This window comes from Sphingobacteruim zhuxiongii (assembly GCF_009557615.1).
GTDB lineage: Bacteria > Bacteroidota > Bacteroidia > Sphingobacteriales > Sphingobacteriaceae > Sphingobacterium > Sphingobacterium zhuxiongii.
In genome coordinates this window covers 3705612-3725087 of the sequence record NZ_CP045652.1, presented here as the reverse complement: position 1 = coordinate 3725087, position 19476 = coordinate 3705612, and the positions used below count along the sequence as shown (strand labels likewise).

The 19476-nt window shown below is 37.8% G+C and carries 21 protein-coding genes; 5 read left to right on the top strand and 16 right to left on the bottom strand.

Going from position 1 to position 19476, the window contains the following annotated elements; translation table 11 throughout:
- The 4 genes from GFH32_RS15805 to GFH32_RS15790 form a co-directional block, all read right to left on the bottom strand.
- Complete coding sequence (locus tag GFH32_RS15805; protein ID WP_153512508.1) at window positions 1-762, bottom strand: glycerophosphodiester phosphodiesterase; 762 nt, start codon at window positions 760-762, stop codon at window positions 1-3.
- Window positions 763-774: 12 nt separating this feature from the next.
- Window positions 775-1629, bottom strand: a complete 855-nt coding sequence (locus GFH32_RS15800; protein WP_153512507.1) for a phosphodiester glycosidase family protein — start codon at window positions 1627-1629, stop codon at window positions 775-777.
- Window positions 1630-1850: 221 nt separating this feature from the next.
- Window positions 1851-2519, bottom strand: a complete 669-nt coding sequence (locus tag GFH32_RS15795) for an HD domain-containing protein (RefSeq protein WP_153512506.1) — start codon at window positions 2517-2519, stop codon at window positions 1851-1853.
- The gene (locus GFH32_RS15790; protein ID WP_153512505.1) at window positions 2497-3660 is read right to left on the bottom strand and encodes a THUMP domain-containing class I SAM-dependent RNA methyltransferase; all 1164 of its coding nucleotides are present in this window, start codon (window positions 3658-3660) and stop codon (window positions 2497-2499) included. The genes GFH32_RS15795 and GFH32_RS15790 overlap by 23 nt, the downstream gene beginning before the upstream one ends.
- 65 nt (window positions 3661-3725) lie before the next feature.
- Here GFH32_RS15790 and GFH32_RS15785 point away from each other — a divergent pair, with 65 nt between their 5' ends.
- Entirely contained in the window at window positions 3726-4100 is a 375-nt protein-coding gene (locus GFH32_RS15785) for a DUF3127 domain-containing protein (RefSeq protein ID WP_153512504.1), read from the top strand.
- A 118-nt stretch (window positions 4101-4218) separates the two neighbouring features.
- Here the strand turns inward: GFH32_RS15785 and GFH32_RS15780 are convergent, their stop codons facing one another.
- The 5 genes from GFH32_RS15780 to yiaA all read right to left on the bottom strand — a co-directional run bounded on the left by GFH32_RS15780 (window position 4219) and on the right by yiaA (window position 8180).
- On the bottom strand, window positions 4219-4887 hold the full coding sequence (locus GFH32_RS15780) for an OmpW/AlkL family protein (protein ID WP_153512503.1): 669 nt from the start codon (window positions 4885-4887) through the stop codon (window positions 4219-4221).
- A 254-nt stretch (window positions 4888-5141) separates the two neighbouring features.
- On the bottom strand, window positions 5142-5630 hold the full coding sequence (locus GFH32_RS15775; RefSeq protein WP_153512502.1) for a GDYXXLXY domain-containing protein: 489 nt from the start codon (window positions 5628-5630) through the stop codon (window positions 5142-5144).
- Window positions 5617-6684: a DUF4401 domain-containing protein gene (locus tag GFH32_RS15770; protein WP_153512501.1), complete on the bottom strand. Its 1068-nt coding sequence runs from the start codon at window positions 6682-6684 to the stop codon at window positions 5617-5619. The genes GFH32_RS15775 and GFH32_RS15770 overlap by 14 nt, the downstream gene beginning before the upstream one ends.
- Window positions 6674-7627 (bottom strand): DUF2157 domain-containing protein, encoded by a 954-nt coding sequence (locus GFH32_RS15765; RefSeq protein ID WP_153512500.1) that lies wholly within the window; start codon window positions 7625-7627, stop codon window positions 6674-6676. The genes GFH32_RS15770 and GFH32_RS15765 overlap by 11 nt, the downstream gene beginning before the upstream one ends.
- 85 nt (window positions 7628-7712) lie before the next feature.
- Window positions 7713-8180: an inner membrane protein YiaA gene (yiaA, locus tag GFH32_RS15760; RefSeq protein ID WP_153512499.1), complete on the bottom strand. Its 468-nt coding sequence runs from the start codon at window positions 8178-8180 to the stop codon at window positions 7713-7715.
- 130 nt (window positions 8181-8310) lie between these two features.
- Here yiaA and GFH32_RS15755 point away from each other — a divergent pair, with 130 nt between their 5' ends.
- From GFH32_RS15755 to GFH32_RS15745, 3 genes are all read left to right on the top strand, one after another.
- The gene (locus GFH32_RS15755; RefSeq protein ID WP_153512498.1) at window positions 8311-9801 is read left to right on the top strand and encodes a hypothetical protein; all 1491 of its coding nucleotides are present in this window, start codon (window positions 8311-8313) and stop codon (window positions 9799-9801) included.
- 145 nt (window positions 9802-9946) lie between these two features.
- Complete coding sequence (locus GFH32_RS15750) at window positions 9947-10732, top strand: hypothetical protein (protein WP_153512497.1); 786 nt, start codon at window positions 9947-9949, stop codon at window positions 10730-10732.
- Between the two features lie 6 nt (window positions 10733-10738).
- A complete protein-coding gene (locus tag GFH32_RS15745) occupies window positions 10739-11845 on the top strand; it encodes a toxic anion resistance protein (protein ID WP_153512496.1) in 1107 nt (368 codons plus the stop codon).
- Window positions 11846-11878: 33 nt separating this feature from the next.
- Here GFH32_RS15745 and GFH32_RS15740 read toward each other — a convergent pair whose 3' ends face one another.
- The 4 genes from GFH32_RS15740 to GFH32_RS15725 form a co-directional block, all read right to left on the bottom strand.
- On the bottom strand, window positions 11879-12382 hold the full coding sequence (locus GFH32_RS15740; RefSeq protein WP_202111228.1) for a fumarate hydratase: 504 nt from the start codon (window positions 12380-12382) through the stop codon (window positions 11879-11881).
- 34 nt (window positions 12383-12416) lie between these two features.
- A complete protein-coding gene (gene fumC / locus GFH32_RS15735; protein WP_153512494.1) occupies window positions 12417-13814 on the bottom strand; it encodes a class II fumarate hydratase in 1398 nt (465 codons plus the stop codon).
- Window positions 13815-14091: 277 nt separating this feature from the next.
- Complete coding sequence (locus GFH32_RS15730; protein ID WP_153512493.1) at window positions 14092-14442, bottom strand: n-acetylglutamate synthase; 351 nt, start codon at window positions 14440-14442, stop codon at window positions 14092-14094.
- 46 nt (window positions 14443-14488) lie between these two features.
- A complete protein-coding gene (locus GFH32_RS15725; protein WP_153512492.1) occupies window positions 14489-15055 on the bottom strand; it encodes a hypothetical protein in 567 nt (188 codons plus the stop codon).
- A gap of 139 nt (window positions 15056-15194) precedes the next feature.
- Here GFH32_RS15725 and GFH32_RS15720 point away from each other — a divergent pair, with 139 nt between their 5' ends.
- Window positions 15195-16796 (top strand): S41 family peptidase, encoded by a 1602-nt coding sequence (locus GFH32_RS15720; protein WP_153512491.1) that lies wholly within the window; start codon window positions 15195-15197, stop codon window positions 16794-16796.
- Here GFH32_RS15720 and GFH32_RS15715 read toward each other — a convergent pair.
- From GFH32_RS15715 to GFH32_RS15705, 3 genes are read right to left on the bottom strand one after another with little or no spacing between them, the layout of a single operon-like run.
- A complete protein-coding gene (locus GFH32_RS15715) occupies window positions 16793-17902 on the bottom strand; it encodes an endonuclease/exonuclease/phosphatase family protein (RefSeq protein ID WP_153512490.1) in 1110 nt (369 codons plus the stop codon). The genes GFH32_RS15720 and GFH32_RS15715 overlap by 4 nt on opposite strands.
- The gene (locus GFH32_RS15710; RefSeq protein WP_153512489.1) at window positions 17902-18780 is read right to left on the bottom strand and encodes a rhomboid family intramembrane serine protease; all 879 of its coding nucleotides are present in this window, start codon (window positions 18778-18780) and stop codon (window positions 17902-17904) included. Before GFH32_RS15710 ends, GFH32_RS15715 begins: the two co-directional genes overlap by 1 nt.
- A 7-nt stretch (window positions 18781-18787) precedes the next feature.
- Complete coding sequence (locus tag GFH32_RS15705) at window positions 18788-19474, bottom strand: rhomboid family intramembrane serine protease (RefSeq protein WP_153512488.1); 687 nt, start codon at window positions 19472-19474, stop codon at window positions 18788-18790.
- Window positions 19475-19476: the final 2 nt, after the last annotated feature.

Genomic DNA, 19476 nt, shown 5'->3' with positions numbered 1-19476 from the left:
TTATTTGTTGATTATCTTTACCAATAATTCTGGTTCATCGGTTGTAATATAATCAACTTTTTCATTTAAAAAGTGATTCATATCTTCTTCCTTATTTACCGTCCACACATTCACTTTTAGTTTCAAGTCTTTAGCTTCTTTAATCCACGTAGGATTCTTTTTGAAAACATTTAAATTGTAATCAATTCCACTCAGTTTTACTTCTTTGATTTCTGCCGGCGACTTATCACCATTTAGATAGTGAATTTTAACCTTTTTATCTAATTCTCTAAACTTTAAGCATGCGTCATAATCAAAGGCGATAAACTCGACCATTTTATTAGCCTTTAATTTCTTTACTAATGCTAGGGATAGTTCTACAGCTTGTTTTGTTCTATCTTTGCTAATTCTACTTGTTTTTAATTCGTAGATTAACTTTGTTTTTTTCTGTTTCAAACCTGCTAATATATATTCTTCAGCAGTCGGGATAGACTCCCCATTTGGATGTTTTTTAGCAAGAAGTTCATTGTAGGTAAGCTGTTCGATGTCTAATCCATAAAAATCATGATCATGGCAAACAACTAACACATCGTCTTTCGTTAAATGAACGTCGAATTCAGATCCCCATAATTTCTGCTCGATTGCAGCATTCAATGAAGCAATGGAGTTTTGCGGAAGTTCACTGTTCTTCCAAGTGCCTCGGTGGGCGATGATAGATGTTTGCGCGATTAGTCCGACATGAAATATGAAAGTCATAGCAGCTAATAAAAAGATTTTTTTCATTTTTTGAAGAAATTAATTTTTAATATAGATGATATTGGCCACATCACGTTGGCCTTCGTGGTCAAATTTTTTATTATCCGTAGGGTAGTTAACGATGTTGTTCGGGGTCGCTCCTTTGATATATAAAGTTGAACTGCCACCGCCATCTAAGTTCATCGCGTCTTTAGCGCCAATCCACTTTAGTAACGACGCAAGCTCATATAAACTCATGCCTTGTGCCTGGGCATTTCTACCATCAACAACAAGTAGTATAAGCTTGTCCTTTTTAGTAATGCCAATTGCTGTTCGTGGATGTCTATTGTCGTTAAACGGATTTTTACTCTTCACGCTACGCTCTGTTCCTTGAATTAAAAGTGGGCCGGAAAGCATCACATCACGAAAAGCTGATTCTTCAACGTTCGCGCTACTCGCCGCTTCTATGTTTACCTTTTTATTATCAATCGATAATACAGCGTTTGCACGATCCGATTTTTTAACGGTTTCATTAATCACTTGTCGATTTACTTTAATATAATCGACGGCACCGCCATCTTTCATATTGAAAAAGCCCCCATTGATAGCAACGAGTGCATTGTTTTCTTCAGCAAATTGAGATGTCGGTTTAAGTGTTTTCGCATCAGCAGCGAGAAATAGGTTTTTATTGTGACGTTTAAGGTCAATTTCAACCCAGTTGACCTCTTGTACACTATTAAAGAGATCATCGAAATGTCCTTGTTTCCATTGAATTCCCTTTGCGACCTTCTTGCTGGTCCACTTTTTTTGGACGACGGTAATGGAATCCTTGGATTGTGCATATCCATGCACGTTGATAAAGAATAGGAAGAAAAGTATCAGTTGGCTTAACTTGAAAAAATAATTTCGATACATGGTTTAGATCATTTTGTCGAATTTACCTTTTTTATGTTAAGTAATATTAAAAATACTTTTAAGTAATCTTTTCTTCATAAAATTGTTGCAAAACCATAGGCGATAGCTGGTGCGATTTTAGATCAAATTGTGGTTTGAGGAACTCACGAAGCCAAATGCTAGTAAAAGAGAAAACGGCTAATCCCTAGAGACGAGCCGTTTCACTTTGATATCTTTATTTTCTATTTATCGCCATTCCATTCTGCATAGAACTGTTTTAGAAAGTCTTCCATATAGGCATGTCTTTCTGCAGCAATCGCTTTTGCGGTTGGTGTATTCATCTTGTCCTTCAGCAATAACAATTTCTCATAGAAGTGATTGATCGTTGGGGCAGTAGTATTTTTGTACGCCTCTTTATCTTGATGAACCACAGGAGGAATATTAGGGTTATAAATCTCCCGGTTTTTAAAGCCGCCATAAGTGAATGCACGAACAATTCCAATAGCGCCAATTGCATCTAATCGATCTGCATCTTGAACGACTTCTAATTCTTTTGAATGAAACGTGACATCACCCAGTGAAGCTTTAAAAGACATGTTTAAAATAATCTTTTGTACATGTTCAATAACATTCGGATCGACTTCAATTGACTTTAAAAATTCGCCAGCAATACGGGGTCCGATGGTCTCATCGCCGTTGTGGAACTTGCTGTCCGCGATATCATGTAGTAAAGCCGTCAATTCACAAACTAATTCATCTGCTTGTTCATGTTGCAATATATGCTTGGTATTACTCCAAACACGTTGAATATGCCACCAGTCATGACCAGACTCGGCATCTTTCAAGGTGTTTTGAACAAACGTTGCCGTCAGCTCCAGGATCTCTTCTTTATTTTTCTTTAGTTCCTTCATAAAGCTCGTATTGCAATAATCGACAATCTAATTTTCCGTTGAAGAATTCAAATCTTCTAGAAGCTCGAAGACCGATTTTCTTTGCTAGTTCAGGATTACCTGTAAAGATATATCCACGGTAGCCCTTACAATCTTGCTTCAAGAAGTCGCCCATCCGTTTGTAGGTAATTTCTAGCTTACTATGGACTCCAAGACGTTCACCATATTCAGGATTGAACATAATAACACCATCGCCCTCAGGAATTGTTGTCTCTGCAAAATCACAGACTTCGAACTCAATTAAGTGTTCTACGCCAGCAGTACGCGCATTTAATTTTGCAATTTCAATCGCATCGGCAGAAATATCCGAAGCAATGATATGTGGTAAATTTTGCTTATCCGTGATGTCTTTCAGTACACGACGATCTTCGAAGAATACTTCTTCATTATAACCTATAAAGTGCATGAAAGAATAATTCATACGTTGCAAACCGGGTTTACGATTTTGTGCCATTAAAGCAGCCTCTATAGCTAAGGTACCCGAACCACACATTGGGTTTACAAACGGTACTTTACCGTCCCATTGTGTTGCCATAATCGTCGAAGTTGCCAAAGCCTCTAGCATTGGCGCTTTACCAGGATGTTTACGGTAGCCATGTTTCGCGAGTGTCTCGCCCGAGGTGTCAACAAAGATCTCTGCGCGTTCCTCCATCCAATGTAAGTGGATAACGGCTTTCGATAAATCTGGTCCAGTATTCGGACGCATGCCTTTCTTATCTTTAATTCGATCGACAATAGCATCCTTTACCTTTACATTTGCAAATAAAGGGGTTGTTATCGTGTCATTATGAACATTCGATGTTACGGAGAAATAGCCATCGAAAGGAATGATATCTTCCCAGCTAATACCTAATAATTGCTTATAAAGTTCATTCGCATCTTGTGCCTTGAATGATTTTATTTCATACAGTACTTGACTTGCGGTACGTAGATTAAGATTTAACTTGATGCACTCATTTACAGACGCTTTGATCTCTACGCCAGTATTAAATGCACGCTTAATTTCGAATCCTAAATCTTTAACTTCTTGCTCCAGATAAGGAGATAAGCGACGGTTGCAGGTGATGATCACCTTGCTTTGGGTGTTGAAAACTTCTGCCATATTTCTACAAAGTTACTTATTCTCTTAGCAAAAATTGTTTAATTTTACGGTTTAATAGTTTAGTTATGGAAATAAGAGGAAAAGTACATGAAGTAGGCGCTACCCAACAAGTTACTGAGTCTTTCAAAAAGAGAGATTTAATTGTTGCTTACGCTGAAAACCCACAATTTGTAGAATACATCCGCTTTGAGGCAACTCAAGACCGCGTTAATATATTTGACAACCTAGCTGTAGGAGAGGATATCGAGATCTCATTCAACCTTCGTGGTCGTCCTTGGACAAATAAAGATGGTCTAACGACTTACTTCAACTCCTTAGTAGCTTGGCGTGTTACGAAGTTAGCAAATACGGCTGCTTCGGCTCCAGCTCCAGGTTATGCAGATATGCCCCCAGTAGACATTTCGTCTTCAGGAGCAGATGATGACGATTTACCTTTCTAATAGAAAATCGAAAAATAAGACAAAGGGGACTTCAATTGAAGTCCCCTTTTTTGGGTAAAAATACTCCGGCTTCAACTGAGAGCTAGTCGTTGCCGAAGTTCTTTTTGATAATATGCTACTAGAATTTATATCCAATACCGAATCCTACAAGGAATGGATTGATGTCAACTGTTGCAGGAATGGCTAAACCTGCCGCTAAGTTTGAAGCATCTACATCGACGTCTGTTTTCAAGAAGATGTATTTCGCATCCACGTTAAGGAAGAATTTATCTGTAATGTTAATGTCGGTACCGATCTGTGTTGCAAAACCAAATTTGTTTTTGTAATCCACACCTTTTACGGTATTACCCTCATCTACACTATAAAAAATCGTATAGTTTACCCCTGCACCGATGTACGGTTTAAAGATGTTGCCTGGGTAAAAGTGATACTGTGCTGTCAACGTTGGCGGCAATAACCAAACTGACCCTAAATCTACTTCTGCTGAGGAAGCCCCACCAATCGCGGTCAAATTAGATCCAGTTGTTTTTACGTTGTGTTTTGTCGTACCCAAGATCAGTTCTGCTGCAATGTTCTTTGTGAAAAAGTAAGTAAAATCCAACTCAGGGATAAATTTTGTGTTGATGTCAACGTCTCCACCAATCGTTGCAATATCAGCAGATGGATTGGGGATTACGGCTACTCCACGAAGGCGCACTTGCCATTTGTTGTAATCAGTTGTTTGTGCTTGCGAAAAGCTCATGCCTACTACAAATAGGCCGGCAATTGATAATAATAGTTTTTTCATTGCAATAACGGTTTGTTATGCAACAAATATATTGCTGGATAAACTGAAAATAAATGATGAATATCAGAAAAGTAAGTAAATAATATAATAGTTAAACGGTGTGCATTTGACTAACTTGATGAATTTATGTTTCAATTAATATTAGCTCGGACCTTAAGCCTTGCTCAAGCCTAGCTGAAGCCTACCTTAAGCGATAAAACTTGGCTTTGAACGAGTTCGTTATGGTTCAAGTGCAACTAAACTAAAAGGAAATATTATTTAATTTGTTTTTTGTGTTGATCATATAGGCCGACCAATAGGCTGTTCCCATCTTGATCAACTTTTAATGCGCCATACTTTGCTTGTTCATAACGTTCGCCTGTACCTTCCTGAAAGAAAAATGATTCGGCTCCGATGTTGAGACGCCATTCATCCGGGCGAGTGTAGGCAATCAGAATTTCACCAGGGTTCAAGGGTGTTTTATTTGCTTGAAGTCGTGCTGTTTTCGCAACATGTTGCTTGTCGATTTGAAGTACACAATAACCACGGCGTGGCAGTTTTGATAAATCTGGCTCTTCCGTGAGACGATAGTTTAGCTGCATATAATCTCCTTGCATTAGAGAACGTGGGTCGACCGGTGCTAATTCTAATAAAATGAGTTGACCGTCATTCAACATATTTTCTTTTTTGACAACACTATAATTAAAGTATATCAACAAAATCAATAAGTTAATAAGGATTAGCGCAATACTAATTTTTTTCATGATTGCTTATTTTTAGACTAACGAAATATAGAATAAGAAAGAATGCACCCGAAACCATCATCATAATAGATTTCGTAAGTAAAGTAAGGTCTAGATCGTAATAGAATCTTGATACCGCGTAGCATAGAAATAGAATTCCAAGGACAAAGCCCGTTTTGTAATTTACTAGGAAGCTCAGCAGTATTAAGAATATGGCACCCGACAAGGCAGGGTACAAAATACAGGGTAGCAGGCAGCATAGGCTAAGTAAGTATAGCAGAAACCTATTCTTTCGATTGTTTATGGACAATACTTCAAAGATGCGATGTAAAACAACAAAGCATAAGCCGATGAATATGATAGAACCCGCCCAACTGAAATAATTGTGTAAGCTGCTGTGCTCATCGAAAGTCAAAAATGCTAATCCAAACAATAGGCAGAACGTCAATGCAATACGAATTGGGTTATATCGAATCGATAGGAAATTTCGCTGACTAATAATCTTCCCTTCTTTGAGATACAGATAAGCTAAGAGGATTCCAATACTTGGTATATATAGCTGTGCAAGATTGTTGAATCCAAATTCCACGATTGCAGCAAGCAGCGTCCCGCATGAAACTAATACCAAGACAAAAATCATAATATAATTTCGCACCAAGTTGATACAAATTATTGCTAGGCTACAAATGATAAGCAGATAGGTTTCATCCGCTAGGTGAAATTGTTCTAGCGAGATTCCAAAGAGAATGAATCCAATCAAGAGGGTTGACACACACATGGTATCGAGCAGCATTGTGTTCACTTTTCGACTAAAAACAACTGATCCAATTAGAAAAAGCAGTCCAAAAAATAATAGCGTGCTTTCGTTGTCAAAAATGCCTAAGGTAAATAAGATTCCGGAGAAGGTTATGCTAGCCATAAAGCCACCGAAGATCGATAGGATTTTGATGGGCAGGCTTTGCGCTTGTTCTCGCTCGTGTAGTTCTGTTTCTATCGCATTTCGATCTAAATCAATCTCTGATTCATCCCATCCTAGATGCTGCGATAGCTCATCAATATTTAATCTATCTTTCATTTCGCTTTTGTTTTAACATGTTTACTAAATTGTAAATCACTGCACTCACGCTCAAGAGGATAAAGAGGCTTACCAATAGGTATGATTCTTCCCAGCCGAGCTTTTCTAGAAGTAAAGCGCTTAAAATGATAATTATGCTTAACGGTATAGCAGAAAGGTAGAAAATACTTCGATGCTTGATGCCATATCCTATACCTATTCCGTAGAAGACAGTTGTTAATACGGGGATAAATTGAAAGCCTGTGCTCGAATCGTAGATACAAACGATATTACCGATGGTCGCAAAGGTTAGGGCGGCAAGTGCTACGATATTGCTAAAGTAAGTTGGAATTGAAATTTTGATTGGTGATTGATTCAATAAATGTGTAAACACGAGTGGAATTAAATTCACAACGAACAGAATGCTGAATATCAGCGAGTCGTCCCAATGTTTAGCTACCTGTACTGAATAGAGAATTAATGTGGTATTGATAAGGCCCAAAAATAATAACCAAAGGGGAGGAAAGTTACTAATCAATACCCATATGCCGATAAAGAGTGTCCAGGCAAGAAAAAAGTCGTAGGCATTGGCTCCGGTTTGATAGATTTGCCCAAAGACAGAGAACATTACGCCGACAAGAAGAGATGCGCCAGTAAGCAATATTTTTCGTGTTGTCGGGTTAAGCTTTGGTAATAGTGCGAGAACACAGATGATGATAACAATAATTTGCGTTAACGCAAGTTTTGCAAATTTATCAAGCTCATCCCAATTATATGCGAAGAAAAATATAACGCCTGCAGCGAAGAAGCCAATTCCAAGGGCTAAAAGGGCATATTTTAAGAAATTAGACCAGTCTGCCTCATCATGAAAAACTTCGTTTTTTAAAGCCCTATCAATTTGCGGTTCTGATAATTTACTATGTTTAGCAAGAATATGTATATCCTCGCGTTTGATCGTTTTCATGAAATAGTATTTGAAAGATTAAGATACCAAATTATTTAAACAACCCGCAGCCTTGTGAATCAAGGTCTGCGGGGAAACCGCTAAGTTATAAGGTCTTCTCGCTTGCCAGCTTAGCGTCTCTGGTGTTCTTTTGAACGGCGATTGCAGCAAATACACTGAGCACAAATGATATTCCATAGAATCCTTTTTCGCTTAGTGTTAGGTCTGCATTCCACAGACCTACAATAAGTAGAACGATGGCGGCAATTGTTGCAAACCAACTCAAGCTATAATAAAGCTCAGTGACAGCCAGTCCTTCTGCTTTATCTCGTACACTCTTCTGTACTGAGATTACAGCAAATAGTCCGAATAGTAAAATGGTAAAATAATAGCCTTTTTCGTTAAGTGCCATGTCGGCATTCCACAATCCGATACAAAAAGCAACAGTACCTGTTACTAAGGCTAACCAAGAGGCGCCAACAAAGGCTGCGGTTGGTTTGTACGGATTTTTCGTTGTTTCTGACTTCTTAGAAGTCAAATTGTTTTCTTCAGTTTGGATATTTAGCGGTTCCATATTTTTTAATTTTTGTTGATTAATACGATGTAAAGATCGTGGGACTTTAGCGGCTAGTCAATCAATTTTTGTTAAAATACTGACGATATAATTTTCGATTTTTACTATATTTATAAGTATAATTATAGGTATGGACGATCTGTCGCAGTTAATAGGCTTACTTGGTAATCAAGATAAATTAGAATTTAAAGCATTCCTAACGCGGAAAAATAAGCGAAAGGATGTTAAGAATATTCGCTTGTTTAATTTCTTAGAAACTGACGATATAAAATCAATAAATAAATTATATCAGACAGAAAAAAACAGGGATGCTTATCATGCTTTGAGAAAAAGATTGCAGGATAACCTGCTTCAATTTCTTTCTCAACGCGCTTTTGAGAGTAAAGATCATGCAGTTTATGATATTCTTAGAAATTTAGTTGTTGCCCGGTTTTTATTGGAAAATAATTTGGAGAAAATTGGTTGGAGATGCCTTGAGCGTGCCGAACGGGCAGCCTTGAGTGAAGAGCAATTTGGACTACTAAATGAGGTTTTGCTGCTGCGCATGCAGTATGCGCATCTTGATCAGGAGTTGGTGTTTGATCGTCTATTAGATCGATTTGTTCTCAATCAGAACCAAATGCAACGAGAAGCTAAGATGCATGTGGCCTATGCGACCCTACGAAGGGAGCTCCAGAATATACACTTGAAAGGAAAGATTGTTAATCTCACAGAGCTGATCGAAAGCACGCTCAAGAAATATCAAATCGCGGTGTTGGATTTAATGAACTATAAGTCACTCTATCAAATTTTATACATCGCCAATGAATATGCTGCCATTAATCAGAATTATGGATTAATAGAACGTTATGTTCGAAAAACATATCAATATATTCAGAATCTGGATAAACCGATGGAAAGACATCTGTATTATCACCTTTATATTCTTTATTACCTCGCAAATTTCAATCTTCGGAATAAACGTTTTGATGAAAGTATTGTTTATCTAGAACAGATGAATGAGCTGATGTTAGAAAACAATCCTTATCGCGAGCAATTTGAGCTTCGTCGACAACTCTTGGTTGGCTTGAATTATCATTTTTCGGGAAAATCTGAAGAAGGAATACAAGCTATTAAAGATGGTTTATCTGCAATAAATAGGAAATCAAATCAAGAGGATATTGATGATTTGTATTTGAGCTTGTCCATGTTTTACGCGCAACAAAATAATCTCAAAAGCCTTAGTTATTTAGCAAAACTTGGCCACACGGATCATTGGTACGAAAAGAAGTTGGGTATGCTATGGACTATTCGTAAGAACTTAATGGAAATTTTAGTTCATCTGCAATTTGAGAATACAGAATTAGCGATGTCGCGTCTGAATAGTTTTAAACGCCGGTATAAGAAATATTTGTTGAGTATAGATGAGGATCGAGTGCTGTTTTTTTTAACGATGGTTGAGCGTTCCATTCTAAAACCTGACATTGTCAGGGATCCGTCCTATCAAATGGCAGTTCATTCCATGCTTGAAATTGATGCCAATAAGGATATTTTTAATTTGAGTTTCATAGGCTGGTTAATGGCAAAATGGGAGAAGAGAACGCCTTATCAGATTACTTTGTCGCTTATTGAAACAGTGTAAGCCTAGCGAATTTGGGCTTTGGAATTTTTACCGATAAAAATGACGTAATGACAGGTGTTTATATGCCAATTACCTAGTTTTTAGGGAGAAAGTATGCATTGGAATAAGAATTGGTGTATTTTTATAAAAATAATTAAATTGCAAAATGGGTTGGGCAACTAAGAAAAGTAGACCGTGGGAGATAAGACAATTGATGTGGACGATTCTGTCTGTATTAATGATCATTCCATTGCCTATACATATACATCCTTTCGTCATGTTGGCGCAAGCTAAGAAAACCAAGATTCGTTCTTGGTATGTTGCTGGCATAACCTTGTTAGCGGTGGAGATTGCGCTATTGGTATCTTTTATATATTTCTTTGGCACATTAAGTCAAGCTATGTTGCTAACGATGGGAGGTTCAGTGGTTTCCTATATTGTTGGAAATGGAATGTTGCTGAATCAAGCGAAACCATATTTGCAACGATTGGAATTGGGAGAGGTACGTCCATTGACATGGATATCAACTCCATCAGCGCAGAAGTACTTAGAATTGAAAACTACGTCAATCGATACACCACAGTTTTTCGTGGAAAGATTGTTACATTGGAGGAAGCAAATTGACAATAGAAGTATTCAGACTGATATTGATAAAATTATCCGTTTGTTCCAATTGTTAGAGAAGAAAGATGTTCGCGAAGCGGAGAAGTTTTTAGTACGACATTCTACCGTTGTCAATGTATTGATGCAATACGACGAATTGGAAAATGCGAATCTGAATAACACGATTACCTTGGATTCTAAGCGGAAGTTGGAGAGCGTTATACGCCAAGCATCTGTCGCTATAGAACAAGAAGTGACGAATCATTTCAAAATGGGCATGTTAGATGTTTCTGCGGAGACGGATGTCTATTTACAAACTTTGAAAAGTAGAAACCTATTAAAAGATTAAGATAATATGGCAAATTTAGATTTGACTAATTTGGACGATGACCAGAACAAGAATAAGCCTGGCGAAATTGCTGTAAATTTTACAGAGGAGGAGAAGGGTTTAATTCAACAATATAAGGATAAGATTAACTTAAAATCGACAACTGATATCATCCAGTTTGGTGTTGGTAGCCAGTCGAATGTCAGTAATTTCTCGAATGAGATTTTAAAACAGGTTCGTGCAAAAGATTTAGGGGGTGCTGAGGATATTTTGTTAAACCTTCGTGGTGAGATTAGAAACTTTGACGAGAAGTTGAATAAGAAGCCTTTAATTCCATTCTTCGACAATATTAAGAAGAAGATTGGAAGGCTTCGTACGGAGTACGCATCTGTAGAAAAAAATATTCATACCATTGAGTTGAAGTTGGAAGGGCATTATAAGAACTTAGCGAAAGATGTCAATATTTTCGATAAGCTTTTTGTGCAGAATCAACAATATTTTAAAGATCTTTCATTACATATTCAAGCAGGTGAGGAGAAGTTGCACGAGGTGTTGACTGTAACATTGCCAGCAATGAAGGTGGACGCTGAATCTACCGGCGATCAGCATAAGATTCAAGAATATAAAGATATGGAGCAACATGTTGTGCGTTTCGAGCGGAAGGTCCATGATTTGAAGTTGACGCGTATGGTCGTATTGCAGACTGCTCCCCAAATACGCATGATTCAAAGTAACAGCAGTTCTTTAATGGAGAAGATTCAATCGAGTATTGTGAACACGCTACCATTATGGAAGAATCAGATGGTGTTAACCTTAGGGATTGCACATGCGCAAAGTGCATTGGAGGCTCAACGTGCAGTAACCGATGCAACGAACGAGTTGTTAAAGCGTAATTCTGAAATGTTGAAAGAGGCGACAATTAGTGTTGCAAAAGAAACTGAACGCGGAATTATTGATATTGAAACAATCAAGAAGGCAAATACTGATATTATTACAACAATAGAGGAAGTGCTTCGAATCCAGAAGGAGGGAAGGGAGAAACGTAAAGTAGCAGAGGCTGATTTATTGCAGGCTGAAACTGAATTAAAGAATCATATCTTGAAGTCTTCGGACGAGACTAGATTGATTAACTAGATATAAAAAAAAGCCGCTAATTGCGGCTTTTTTTTATAATTCCCAGCGTTTCTTAGGAACGCAAGTAATGTCTTTTATCTTTCTTAGCACAACGGGGCGCGCGTCAAATTTGTTTTCTAAGATCACGCTATCTTTGCTTTTGTAGGCTACTTTATAACGAGGAAGATATTCTCCTTGTTTATAGCATCCGGAAATCTTTTGTTTCCAATTATCTTTGGTGTAAACGCCTTCAACTATCATACTGTCGCCGCGTAATACATAGACCGCTTTAGCATATTCTGTCCACTCACCGTTCTTAAAACAACTGTCAGGCATGGTCTTCACCTTGTTATGCACTTTCATTGTTGTGTAAATAGAGTCGCAAGTAACACGGAATTCGTGTAGGGTATAGTTTAACATGCTAGAAGCATTAGGAATGCTGTCTTGCACCCATACTCCTTGAAACCAATCGGCTCCTTCGTCTTGCATATCCGAATGTCGTTGACAGCTGCTGCCAATAAAAAGCATACCTAGCAAGATGCCAAGGTATGCTTTCATGGAAATATGTTTCTTTAAGTGTTTATCCACTCGATTATTTTAAACTACCAACCATTTCTTCAGGTTTTACCCACTCGTCGAATTCTTCGGCAGTCACGTAACCTAATGAAATAGCTGTTTCTTTTAATGTAGAATTGTTTTTATGTGCTGTTTGAGCAATCTCAGCAGCTTTGTAGTAACCGATCTTAGTGTTTAAAGCCGTTACTAACATCAATGAATTGTCAACCAATTCTTTAATGCGCGTATAGTTTGGTTCAATACCAATAGCACAGTGCTCTTCAAAAGACACACATGCATCACCAATTAATCGAGCTGATTGTAAGAAATTAGCAGCCATTAATGGTTTGAATACATTTAACTCGTAATGTCCTTGAGTACCACCGATTGTAATCGCAACATCATTACCCATTACTTGTGCCGCAACCATTGTTAAGGCTTCACATTGAGTAGGATTTACTTTTCCTGGCATGATAGAAGATCCTGGTTCGTTTTCAGGGATGATAATCTCACCAATTCCTGAACGTGGACCCGAAGCTAACATACGTATATCGTTAGCAATCTTATTTAATGATACAGCAAGTTGTTTTAAAGCGCCATGCGTTTCAACGATAGCATCGTGTGCTGCTAATGCTTCAAATTTGTTCTCTGCTGTAACGAAAGGATGTCCAGTGAATTCAGCAATATATTTTGCAACAACAACATCATAGCCATTAGGTGTGTTTAAGCCTGTACCTACTGCGGTACCGCCTAAAGCTACTTCCGATAAATGCGATAATGTATTTTTTAAGGCCTTTAAACCATAATTTAATTGAGCTACATAACCCGATAGTTCTTGACCTAATGTTAGCGGAGTTGCATCCATTAAGTGTGTACGACCAATCTTAACCACGTTCATGTAGGCTTCTGACTTACTTTTTAAAGTGTCACGAAGTTTCTCAACTCCAGGAATCGTAATTTCAACGACTGCTTTGTAAGCAGCGATGTGCATTCCTGTCGGAAAAGTATCGTTTGAAGATTGAGACTTATTTACGTCATCATTAGCTTTTAACACAGGCTCGCCTTCGCCAATTTTACCGCCAGCAAGTACTTGCGCACGATTAGCTACAACCTCGTTCACATTCATATTTGATTGTGTTCCAGATCCTGTTTGCCAAATAACTAATGGGAATTGATCGTCTAGTTTACCTGCAAGAATTTCGTCACATACTGCTGCAATAGCATCGCGCTTTTCAACAGGTAATACGCCTAATTCGTGGTTTGCATAAGCAGCCGCCTTTTTTAGATAAGCGAAACCTGCTACGATCTCATGTGGCATAGAAGCTGCCGGACCAATTTTAAAGTTGTTTCTTGAACGTTCAGTTTGTGCACCCCAGTATTTGTCGGCAGGTACTTGAACCTCGCCCATGGTGTCTTTTTCTATTCTGAATGACATAATTACAAAATTTTGTTAGGCAAATTTAGGACTGTCTAAACGGATATCCAAATCTTATTCCGATAGCGGTATATAATTGATTTAAGTTCCCTCTAATTCAATCGGCGACTCAACCTAACATAGATGATTGGATTTATTTCTAATGAATTTAATATGAGGCTAAAGATACTCAAAAAATGCCGAATTTATTGCGTTTCGCCACATAATCAACGGTAAGACGATTGTATGGTTAGACAACCTGTATTATATGGTATTTAATGTTTAGCTATTTGCTAGGTTAAACCTCTTCAACAACACTTTCTCCCCTGCTTAAATCGCCCGATGTCCATTGCCTACTTTCATGAAGTCTAATTTTGCCATTGCTAAGGATTTCGGGATGCGATTGGCAGATACCAGTCATCAATTCACCCGCTAGGTTAACTTGATGATAGCGCATATCGATAGTTCCATATTCATTGACGATGCCAATCAGATGGCCATACTTGATGGAGCCGCCTAAATAGTCGGCAAATACAATGTTACCAATATGTTTATAGTGAAATTCAGTTTCTGCGGATGTTTCTCCGTTATTACTGTTGCTCAATGTGCGGAATTTTCGGTTGTGGTAGTTGATAGATCTTACGTTCATGTGGATATTTGTGTGTTAAGAAATATGAAGGCTATCAACCCTAAGGTTAATTCAACCTTTTCTGCATGTGTTCTTCAATATGATGATATAATTGTTTAGGTTTTAAAGTACGCCAAGGGAAGTCGTTGAGGTACTGACCAAAATTGATGTAATAATCAATATGGTTGGATTCAAATTCTTGAATGACATGGTCGCGGAAGTTAATGCCTACAATCCAACCATCTTCAATATCTTGAAACCACTCCTCATAATAAGAGTCGTCGGAAGCATGAAAGTTCAAAACATTCTCTCCAATAAGTATAAACTTATTGATACCTTCGCCAATCATTAGGTCAATGACTTCTCTTTTAAGGATCATGATATCATTATAAATGGCATCATTCCATTCGCCAATGAACTCGATAATACAAAAGCCTTTATCATAATCTGCATAAAGTACTTTTAAATAAAGAGTCAATGAACCGAATTCATCCCATTGAGGATGTAATAGGAAGTTATAGATCTTCTTATCGAATTCAAATTCCGAATGAACAGTGCCAAAAAAAGGGCTCAGCTCATCTTCAGACGCAATATAGTCGTCTCGCCAATTGTAAAAGGGTTCTATTTCATGCATGACTGTGTAAAAATATTGAAAATTGCTGAAATATTACCGTTACAAGGGGCATTTGGACTGTTAATTGTTGATAAATTATTTATTTTATTATTCTTTATAAACAAAAGGTTAAGTATTAATTTTGCACACCAGACCATCGATGCAAAAAGGAAGAAAAAGGAACATTTTTGTTGCAGCAACATATGCAGCAACGTTAATATTAGGATTGATCCTTGGTCAGAACTATGCTGATCAAGAGCGAATCAGTTCTGGTGGTTCCCTTATGCCTATTGGTCTGTCTGATAATGCCTACAAAGTACAGCAGGTTGTTGATTTGATTTCCACACGTTATGTGGATAGTATTAACATGGATTCTGTACAGAATGGTGCTATCAATCACATCATATCTCACTTAGATCCCTATTCACTCTTCCTGATGCCCAATGAGTCACAAACTCAAACTGAGATTCTTGAGGGAACCTTCGAGGGAATTGGTATGGAGTACTTCAATCTAAACGATACATTACTTGTTGTTGGCGTAATAACACATGGACCTGCCGATAGGGCTGGTTTTAAAGTTGGAGATCGTATTTTGAAAATCGCAAATAAGCCGGTCGCCGGTAATTCGGTTTCAAAAGAAGAAGTAGAAAAGCTAATACGTGGAAAGCGAGGTACAGAGGTTGAGATGTTTATTCAGCGAGACTCTATTGCGCTACCATTTCCGTTAAAAGCTAAGCGTGATCAAATTAGCGTAAGCTCCTTAGATGTAGCTTACATGATTAAACCGACGGTTGCATTTGTCCGTATTCGTAGATTCGGATTAAAGACCGCCGAAGAATTTAGAAATGCAATCATTGAATTGAAAAAGCAAGGTGCGAAAAATTTAATTCTTGACCTTAGAGATAATGGAGGGGGCTATTTTCACATTGCAATTAAGATGGCAAGTGAATTTTTTGCTGATCAACGTCTTGTTGTGTACACCGAAGGGGCCCATGAAACGCGCAGGGACTATCTCTCCGAAAGTAAAGGGAATTATTCCAACGGGAAGTTGGTCATTCTAGTAAATGAGCGTACCGCTTCAGCAAGTGAAGTTGTTGCTGGAGCTGTTCAAGACTGGGATCGAGGGATCTTAATAGGACGGAGAACATATGGTAAAGGTATCGTTCAAGAGTTATTTGACTTCTCGGATGGTTCAACTATTAACTTGAGTATTGCGAAGTATTATACGCCACTTGGACGTAGTATTCAACGTAAATACAGTCCCAACTGGTCTAACATGCAAGACTACGCTTCGATGTACAGTGGATTATGGTCATTAGATACCACCTTTGCCCATGCGAAGTCATTCCAGACAGGCCTCGGTAAGAAATTGTTCAGTGGCGGAGGTATAGTGCCAGATTTATTGATTCCAATTGACTCTAATGAAGTAAGTATGATTTATCAAGACTTAGTTCAATCCAGTCTTGTGGAACAGTTTGTCTATAGTAGGTTTACTAAAAAGCTACCCGCATACTCTATTGAGAACTTCCTACAGGGATATACACTTCCAAATTCAGAATACATGAGCTTTATTAACTTCTTAGGTCAAAAGGGGCTATCGCTTTCTCCCCGAAAGCAAATAGATTTACATGACTTAATACAGAGTGATATTGAAGCTTTATTAGGAAGGTACTATTTCGGAAGGGAGGCTTATTTCAAAGTGAAGAATCGCTATGATTTTTTTATACAAAGAGCTTTTCAGCAATTAAATATTGAATCTTAGTTCTCCTTGTGCATACTTAGATCTGCCCATATCGGGTAGTGATCCGATAACTTTTTCTTAATGATATGATAATTGTTGACAGCGAATTGCTTGCCGGCAAAGATGTAGTCAATTTGTAAAATAGGAAGCATTTCAAAGTGTGTTACTCCCCATCCATTCCCCTTTTCCTGAAATGCATTCTTCATGTCTTTACCTATCAAGTTAACACTATACGACATCGGGGTATCGTTGAAGTCACCCATGATAATCTTTGGAAGATTACTTTCAGCCATATGTTCATATAATGACTCCGCTTGATTACTTCTTTGTTCAAATGCCCACTTTAGCTTTCGACCGACACGACGCGTAGCTGTTTCTTCTTCACCAGAAGATCCACCAGGGTTCTGAATAAATTCCTTATCCTCATTCTGTAAACCAAATGATCTTAAATGAACATTATAAACGCGAATCGTATCTTCATTCTTAACAATGTCTGCATAAATAATACGGTTAATACCGTATTCGTTCTTTTTAATTAAGCCAGAATTGATGATTGGATATTTTGAGAAAATAGCTTGCCCGTACGCCATATAATCGTTCTGTCTCGAAGGAGCGAAGTAATAGGTGTCGAAGTTAGCCTCATTCTTTACAGTCTCGCTAAAGCGCTTATTTCCTTTAATCGTGCTATAGAATTCCTGTACGCATAATACGTCGGGTTTAGTCTCATTGACGATTTCAATAAACTCTTGTTTGGGTGTTTTTTCTGAATCCTTTATTGGGGAGAACATATGTGCATTGAATGACATTACTCGAAGAGATGTGTCAGAAGGTGCTAGATCAACTTGCTTGCTAAAAGTAATGTGCTGAGTCATTAAATTCCATCCGATTAAGATGGCAATCAATGAGAATAAAGCAAATCTAGGCTTACGTAATATCCAATAGAATATAAAGCCTAAATTAATTAGGAGGATTGGTAAATAGCCAAGCCCTAAGAAAGCGATGCCCCAGAAAGATTTAGGATTGATGAAAGAGGCGGAGTAACTTAAAAGCAAACCGGCAATAGCTAGGAAATTGCATAGCATTACCGTCTTACTGAAAAAACCTAAGTTCTTTTTATTAATTAACATTACTCTTGCTCTTCTCTACTTACTTTAAACAGTATTTCTTTTTCCCGTGAAGATAGACTTTCATAACCATATTGAGAAATTTTATCCAAGATTTCATCGATAACTTCTTGGTTAGGTAGGTCTCCTTTATAACTCTTGTAAATAGGCGCGTTATTTATTGTGCGAACAACACGAAGTTTCTTTTTCTCCTTCCGTACAAACAATAAACTCCAGTCATTCCCTTTTCTAAGCTGATAAACCACCAACATACCCCATGATGCACTAACAAGAAGCGCCAATGCCGCAGGTTTGTTAATTAAGAACATAAAGATAAACTGAAGTCCCAAAAAGATAAAGGCTATCGTTTGGAAACGAATATTGCCAAACAAGAACATGCGAAATTCGAGCTTAGGAACTAAGATCAATAAACTGCCCATTAATGCCGCAATGCTCATTGCGTTTGTATGTAAGTAAGCTTGTGGATTCTTAGCAAAGATCGGAATTTGCGACAATCCTAAGTAAGAAAGCCCACCGATAAAAATAGCACTAATAAAAATGGTTAGAAATTGACGGTTATTCAAGAAGTTGAGAAACACGTTACCCAACCAATAGATCCACAGACAATCAAATAAAATATTGAATAGTCCAGTATATAAGAATGGATAGCTGATCAACGACCAGGGTTGTTGAATAAATCTAAAGAAATTGCCTGGCAAACTTAGTGTACTTAAGAGCTTGTCGTATAGCGGGTAATTCGTAATATTTACTTCAACTAATAAATCACAAATATGAATAATAACGAATAGAAGGACTTGTACCGAAAGAATATAAGGTATCGGTGAGCGGCTACTGTAAGTAGTTTTAAGAAAATCTTTCAGAGCGTTATCTTTCTTCATCATTCTTATTCTAATAACTGCTGCGACGAATGCCCCAGGCCTTAAGTAGGATAAATCCGAATAATGCGCCACCGACATGCGCGAGATGTGCAATCGATGAACCTCCTCTAGAGAATCCTAAGTATATTTCAATGACTATTAAAATGGGAATAAAGTATTTAGCTTTAATCGGTACAGGAATGAACATTAACATTAATTCCATATTTGGAAATAAAACCGCAAAAGCCAACAATAAGCCATATATAGCTCCCGATGCTCCTACCAAAGGCGTGCCATAAATGGAACCAATGGTTTGGGAATCAGCTGCTGATATATTGAGATTCCCCAACGTTGAAGCTCGTATGGTTCCTGTGATATCGTAAACTTCCCAAGCCTGAACGCCATACTGTAAAACCAAAGCCCCTAGACCACAGATTAAATAATAGTTTAGAAAGCGTTTTGATCCTAATACACGCTCTACGATAGGTCCAAACATGACCAACGAGAACATATTGAAGAATATATGTGCAAACCCATTGTTGTCGTGCATAAACATATAGGTGATCGGCTGCCAGATATGGAAGTAAGGAGAGTCTGGGTAAAATACACCAAATAGAATGGGTGCCTGCGTAAATATTAAAGAGCCTATAAAACAGACCACATTGATGATCAATAGATTCTTAACAACTGGAGGTAAATTTCCTAATAGATTATTCATAT

Excerpts from the sequence above, each read along its gene's own strand:
- GFH32_RS15805 (WP_153512508.1), bottom strand. The coding sequence starts at position 762 with ATGAAAAAAATCTTTTTATTAGCTGCTATGACTTTCATATTTCATGTC.
- GFH32_RS15800 (WP_153512507.1), bottom strand. The coding sequence starts at position 1,629 with ATGTATCGAAATTATTTTTTCAAGTTAAGCCAACTGATACTTTTCTTC.
- GFH32_RS15795 (WP_153512506.1), bottom strand. The coding sequence starts at position 2,519 with ATGAAGGAACTAAAGAAAAATAAAGAAGAGATCCTGGAGCTGACGGCA.
- GFH32_RS15790 (WP_153512505.1), bottom strand. The coding sequence starts at position 3,660 with ATGGCAGAAGTTTTCAACACCCAAAGCAAGGTGATCATCACCTGCAAC.
- GFH32_RS15785 (WP_153512504.1), top strand. The coding sequence starts at position 3,726 with ATGGAAATAAGAGGAAAAGTACATGAAGTAGGCGCTACCCAACAAGTT.
- GFH32_RS15780 (WP_153512503.1), bottom strand. The coding sequence starts at position 4,887 with ATGAAAAAACTATTATTATCAATTGCCGGCCTATTTGTAGTAGGCATG.
- GFH32_RS15775 (WP_153512502.1), bottom strand. The coding sequence starts at position 5,630 with ATGAAAAAAATTAGTATTGCGCTAATCCTTATTAACTTATTGATTTTG.
- GFH32_RS15770 (WP_153512501.1), bottom strand. The coding sequence starts at position 6,684 with ATGAAAGATAGATTAAATATTGATGAGCTATCGCAGCATCTAGGATGG.
- GFH32_RS15765 (WP_153512500.1), bottom strand. The coding sequence starts at position 7,627 with ATGAAAACGATCAAACGCGAGGATATACATATTCTTGCTAAACATAGT.
- yiaA (WP_153512499.1), bottom strand. The coding sequence starts at position 8,180 with ATGGAACCGCTAAATATCCAAACTGAAGAAAACAATTTGACTTCTAAG.
- GFH32_RS15755 (WP_153512498.1), top strand. The coding sequence starts at position 8,311 with ATGGACGATCTGTCGCAGTTAATAGGCTTACTTGGTAATCAAGATAAA.
- GFH32_RS15750 (WP_153512497.1), top strand. The coding sequence starts at position 9,947 with ATGGGTTGGGCAACTAAGAAAAGTAGACCGTGGGAGATAAGACAATTG.
- GFH32_RS15745 (WP_153512496.1), top strand. The coding sequence starts at position 10,739 with ATGGCAAATTTAGATTTGACTAATTTGGACGATGACCAGAACAAGAAT.
- GFH32_RS15740 (WP_202111228.1), bottom strand. The coding sequence starts at position 12,382 with ATGAAAGCATACCTTGGCATCTTGCTAGGTATGCTTTTTATTGGCAGC.
- fumC (WP_153512494.1), bottom strand. The coding sequence starts at position 13,814 with ATGTCATTCAGAATAGAAAAAGACACCATGGGCGAGGTTCAAGTACCT.
- GFH32_RS15730 (WP_153512493.1), bottom strand. The coding sequence starts at position 14,442 with ATGAACGTAAGATCTATCAACTACCACAACCGAAAATTCCGCACATTG.
- GFH32_RS15725 (WP_153512492.1), bottom strand. The coding sequence starts at position 15,055 with ATGCATGAAATAGAACCCTTTTACAATTGGCGAGACGACTATATTGCG.
- GFH32_RS15720 (WP_153512491.1), top strand. The coding sequence starts at position 15,195 with ATGCAAAAAGGAAGAAAAAGGAACATTTTTGTTGCAGCAACATATGCA.
- GFH32_RS15715 (WP_153512490.1), bottom strand. The coding sequence starts at position 17,902 with ATGTTAATTAATAAAAAGAACTTAGGTTTTTTCAGTAAGACGGTAATG.
- GFH32_RS15710 (WP_153512489.1), bottom strand. The coding sequence starts at position 18,780 with ATGATGAAGAAAGATAACGCTCTGAAAGATTTTCTTAAAACTACTTAC.
- GFH32_RS15705 (WP_153512488.1), bottom strand. The coding sequence starts at position 19,474 with ATGAATAATCTATTAGGAAATTTACCTCCAGTTGTTAAGAATCTATTG.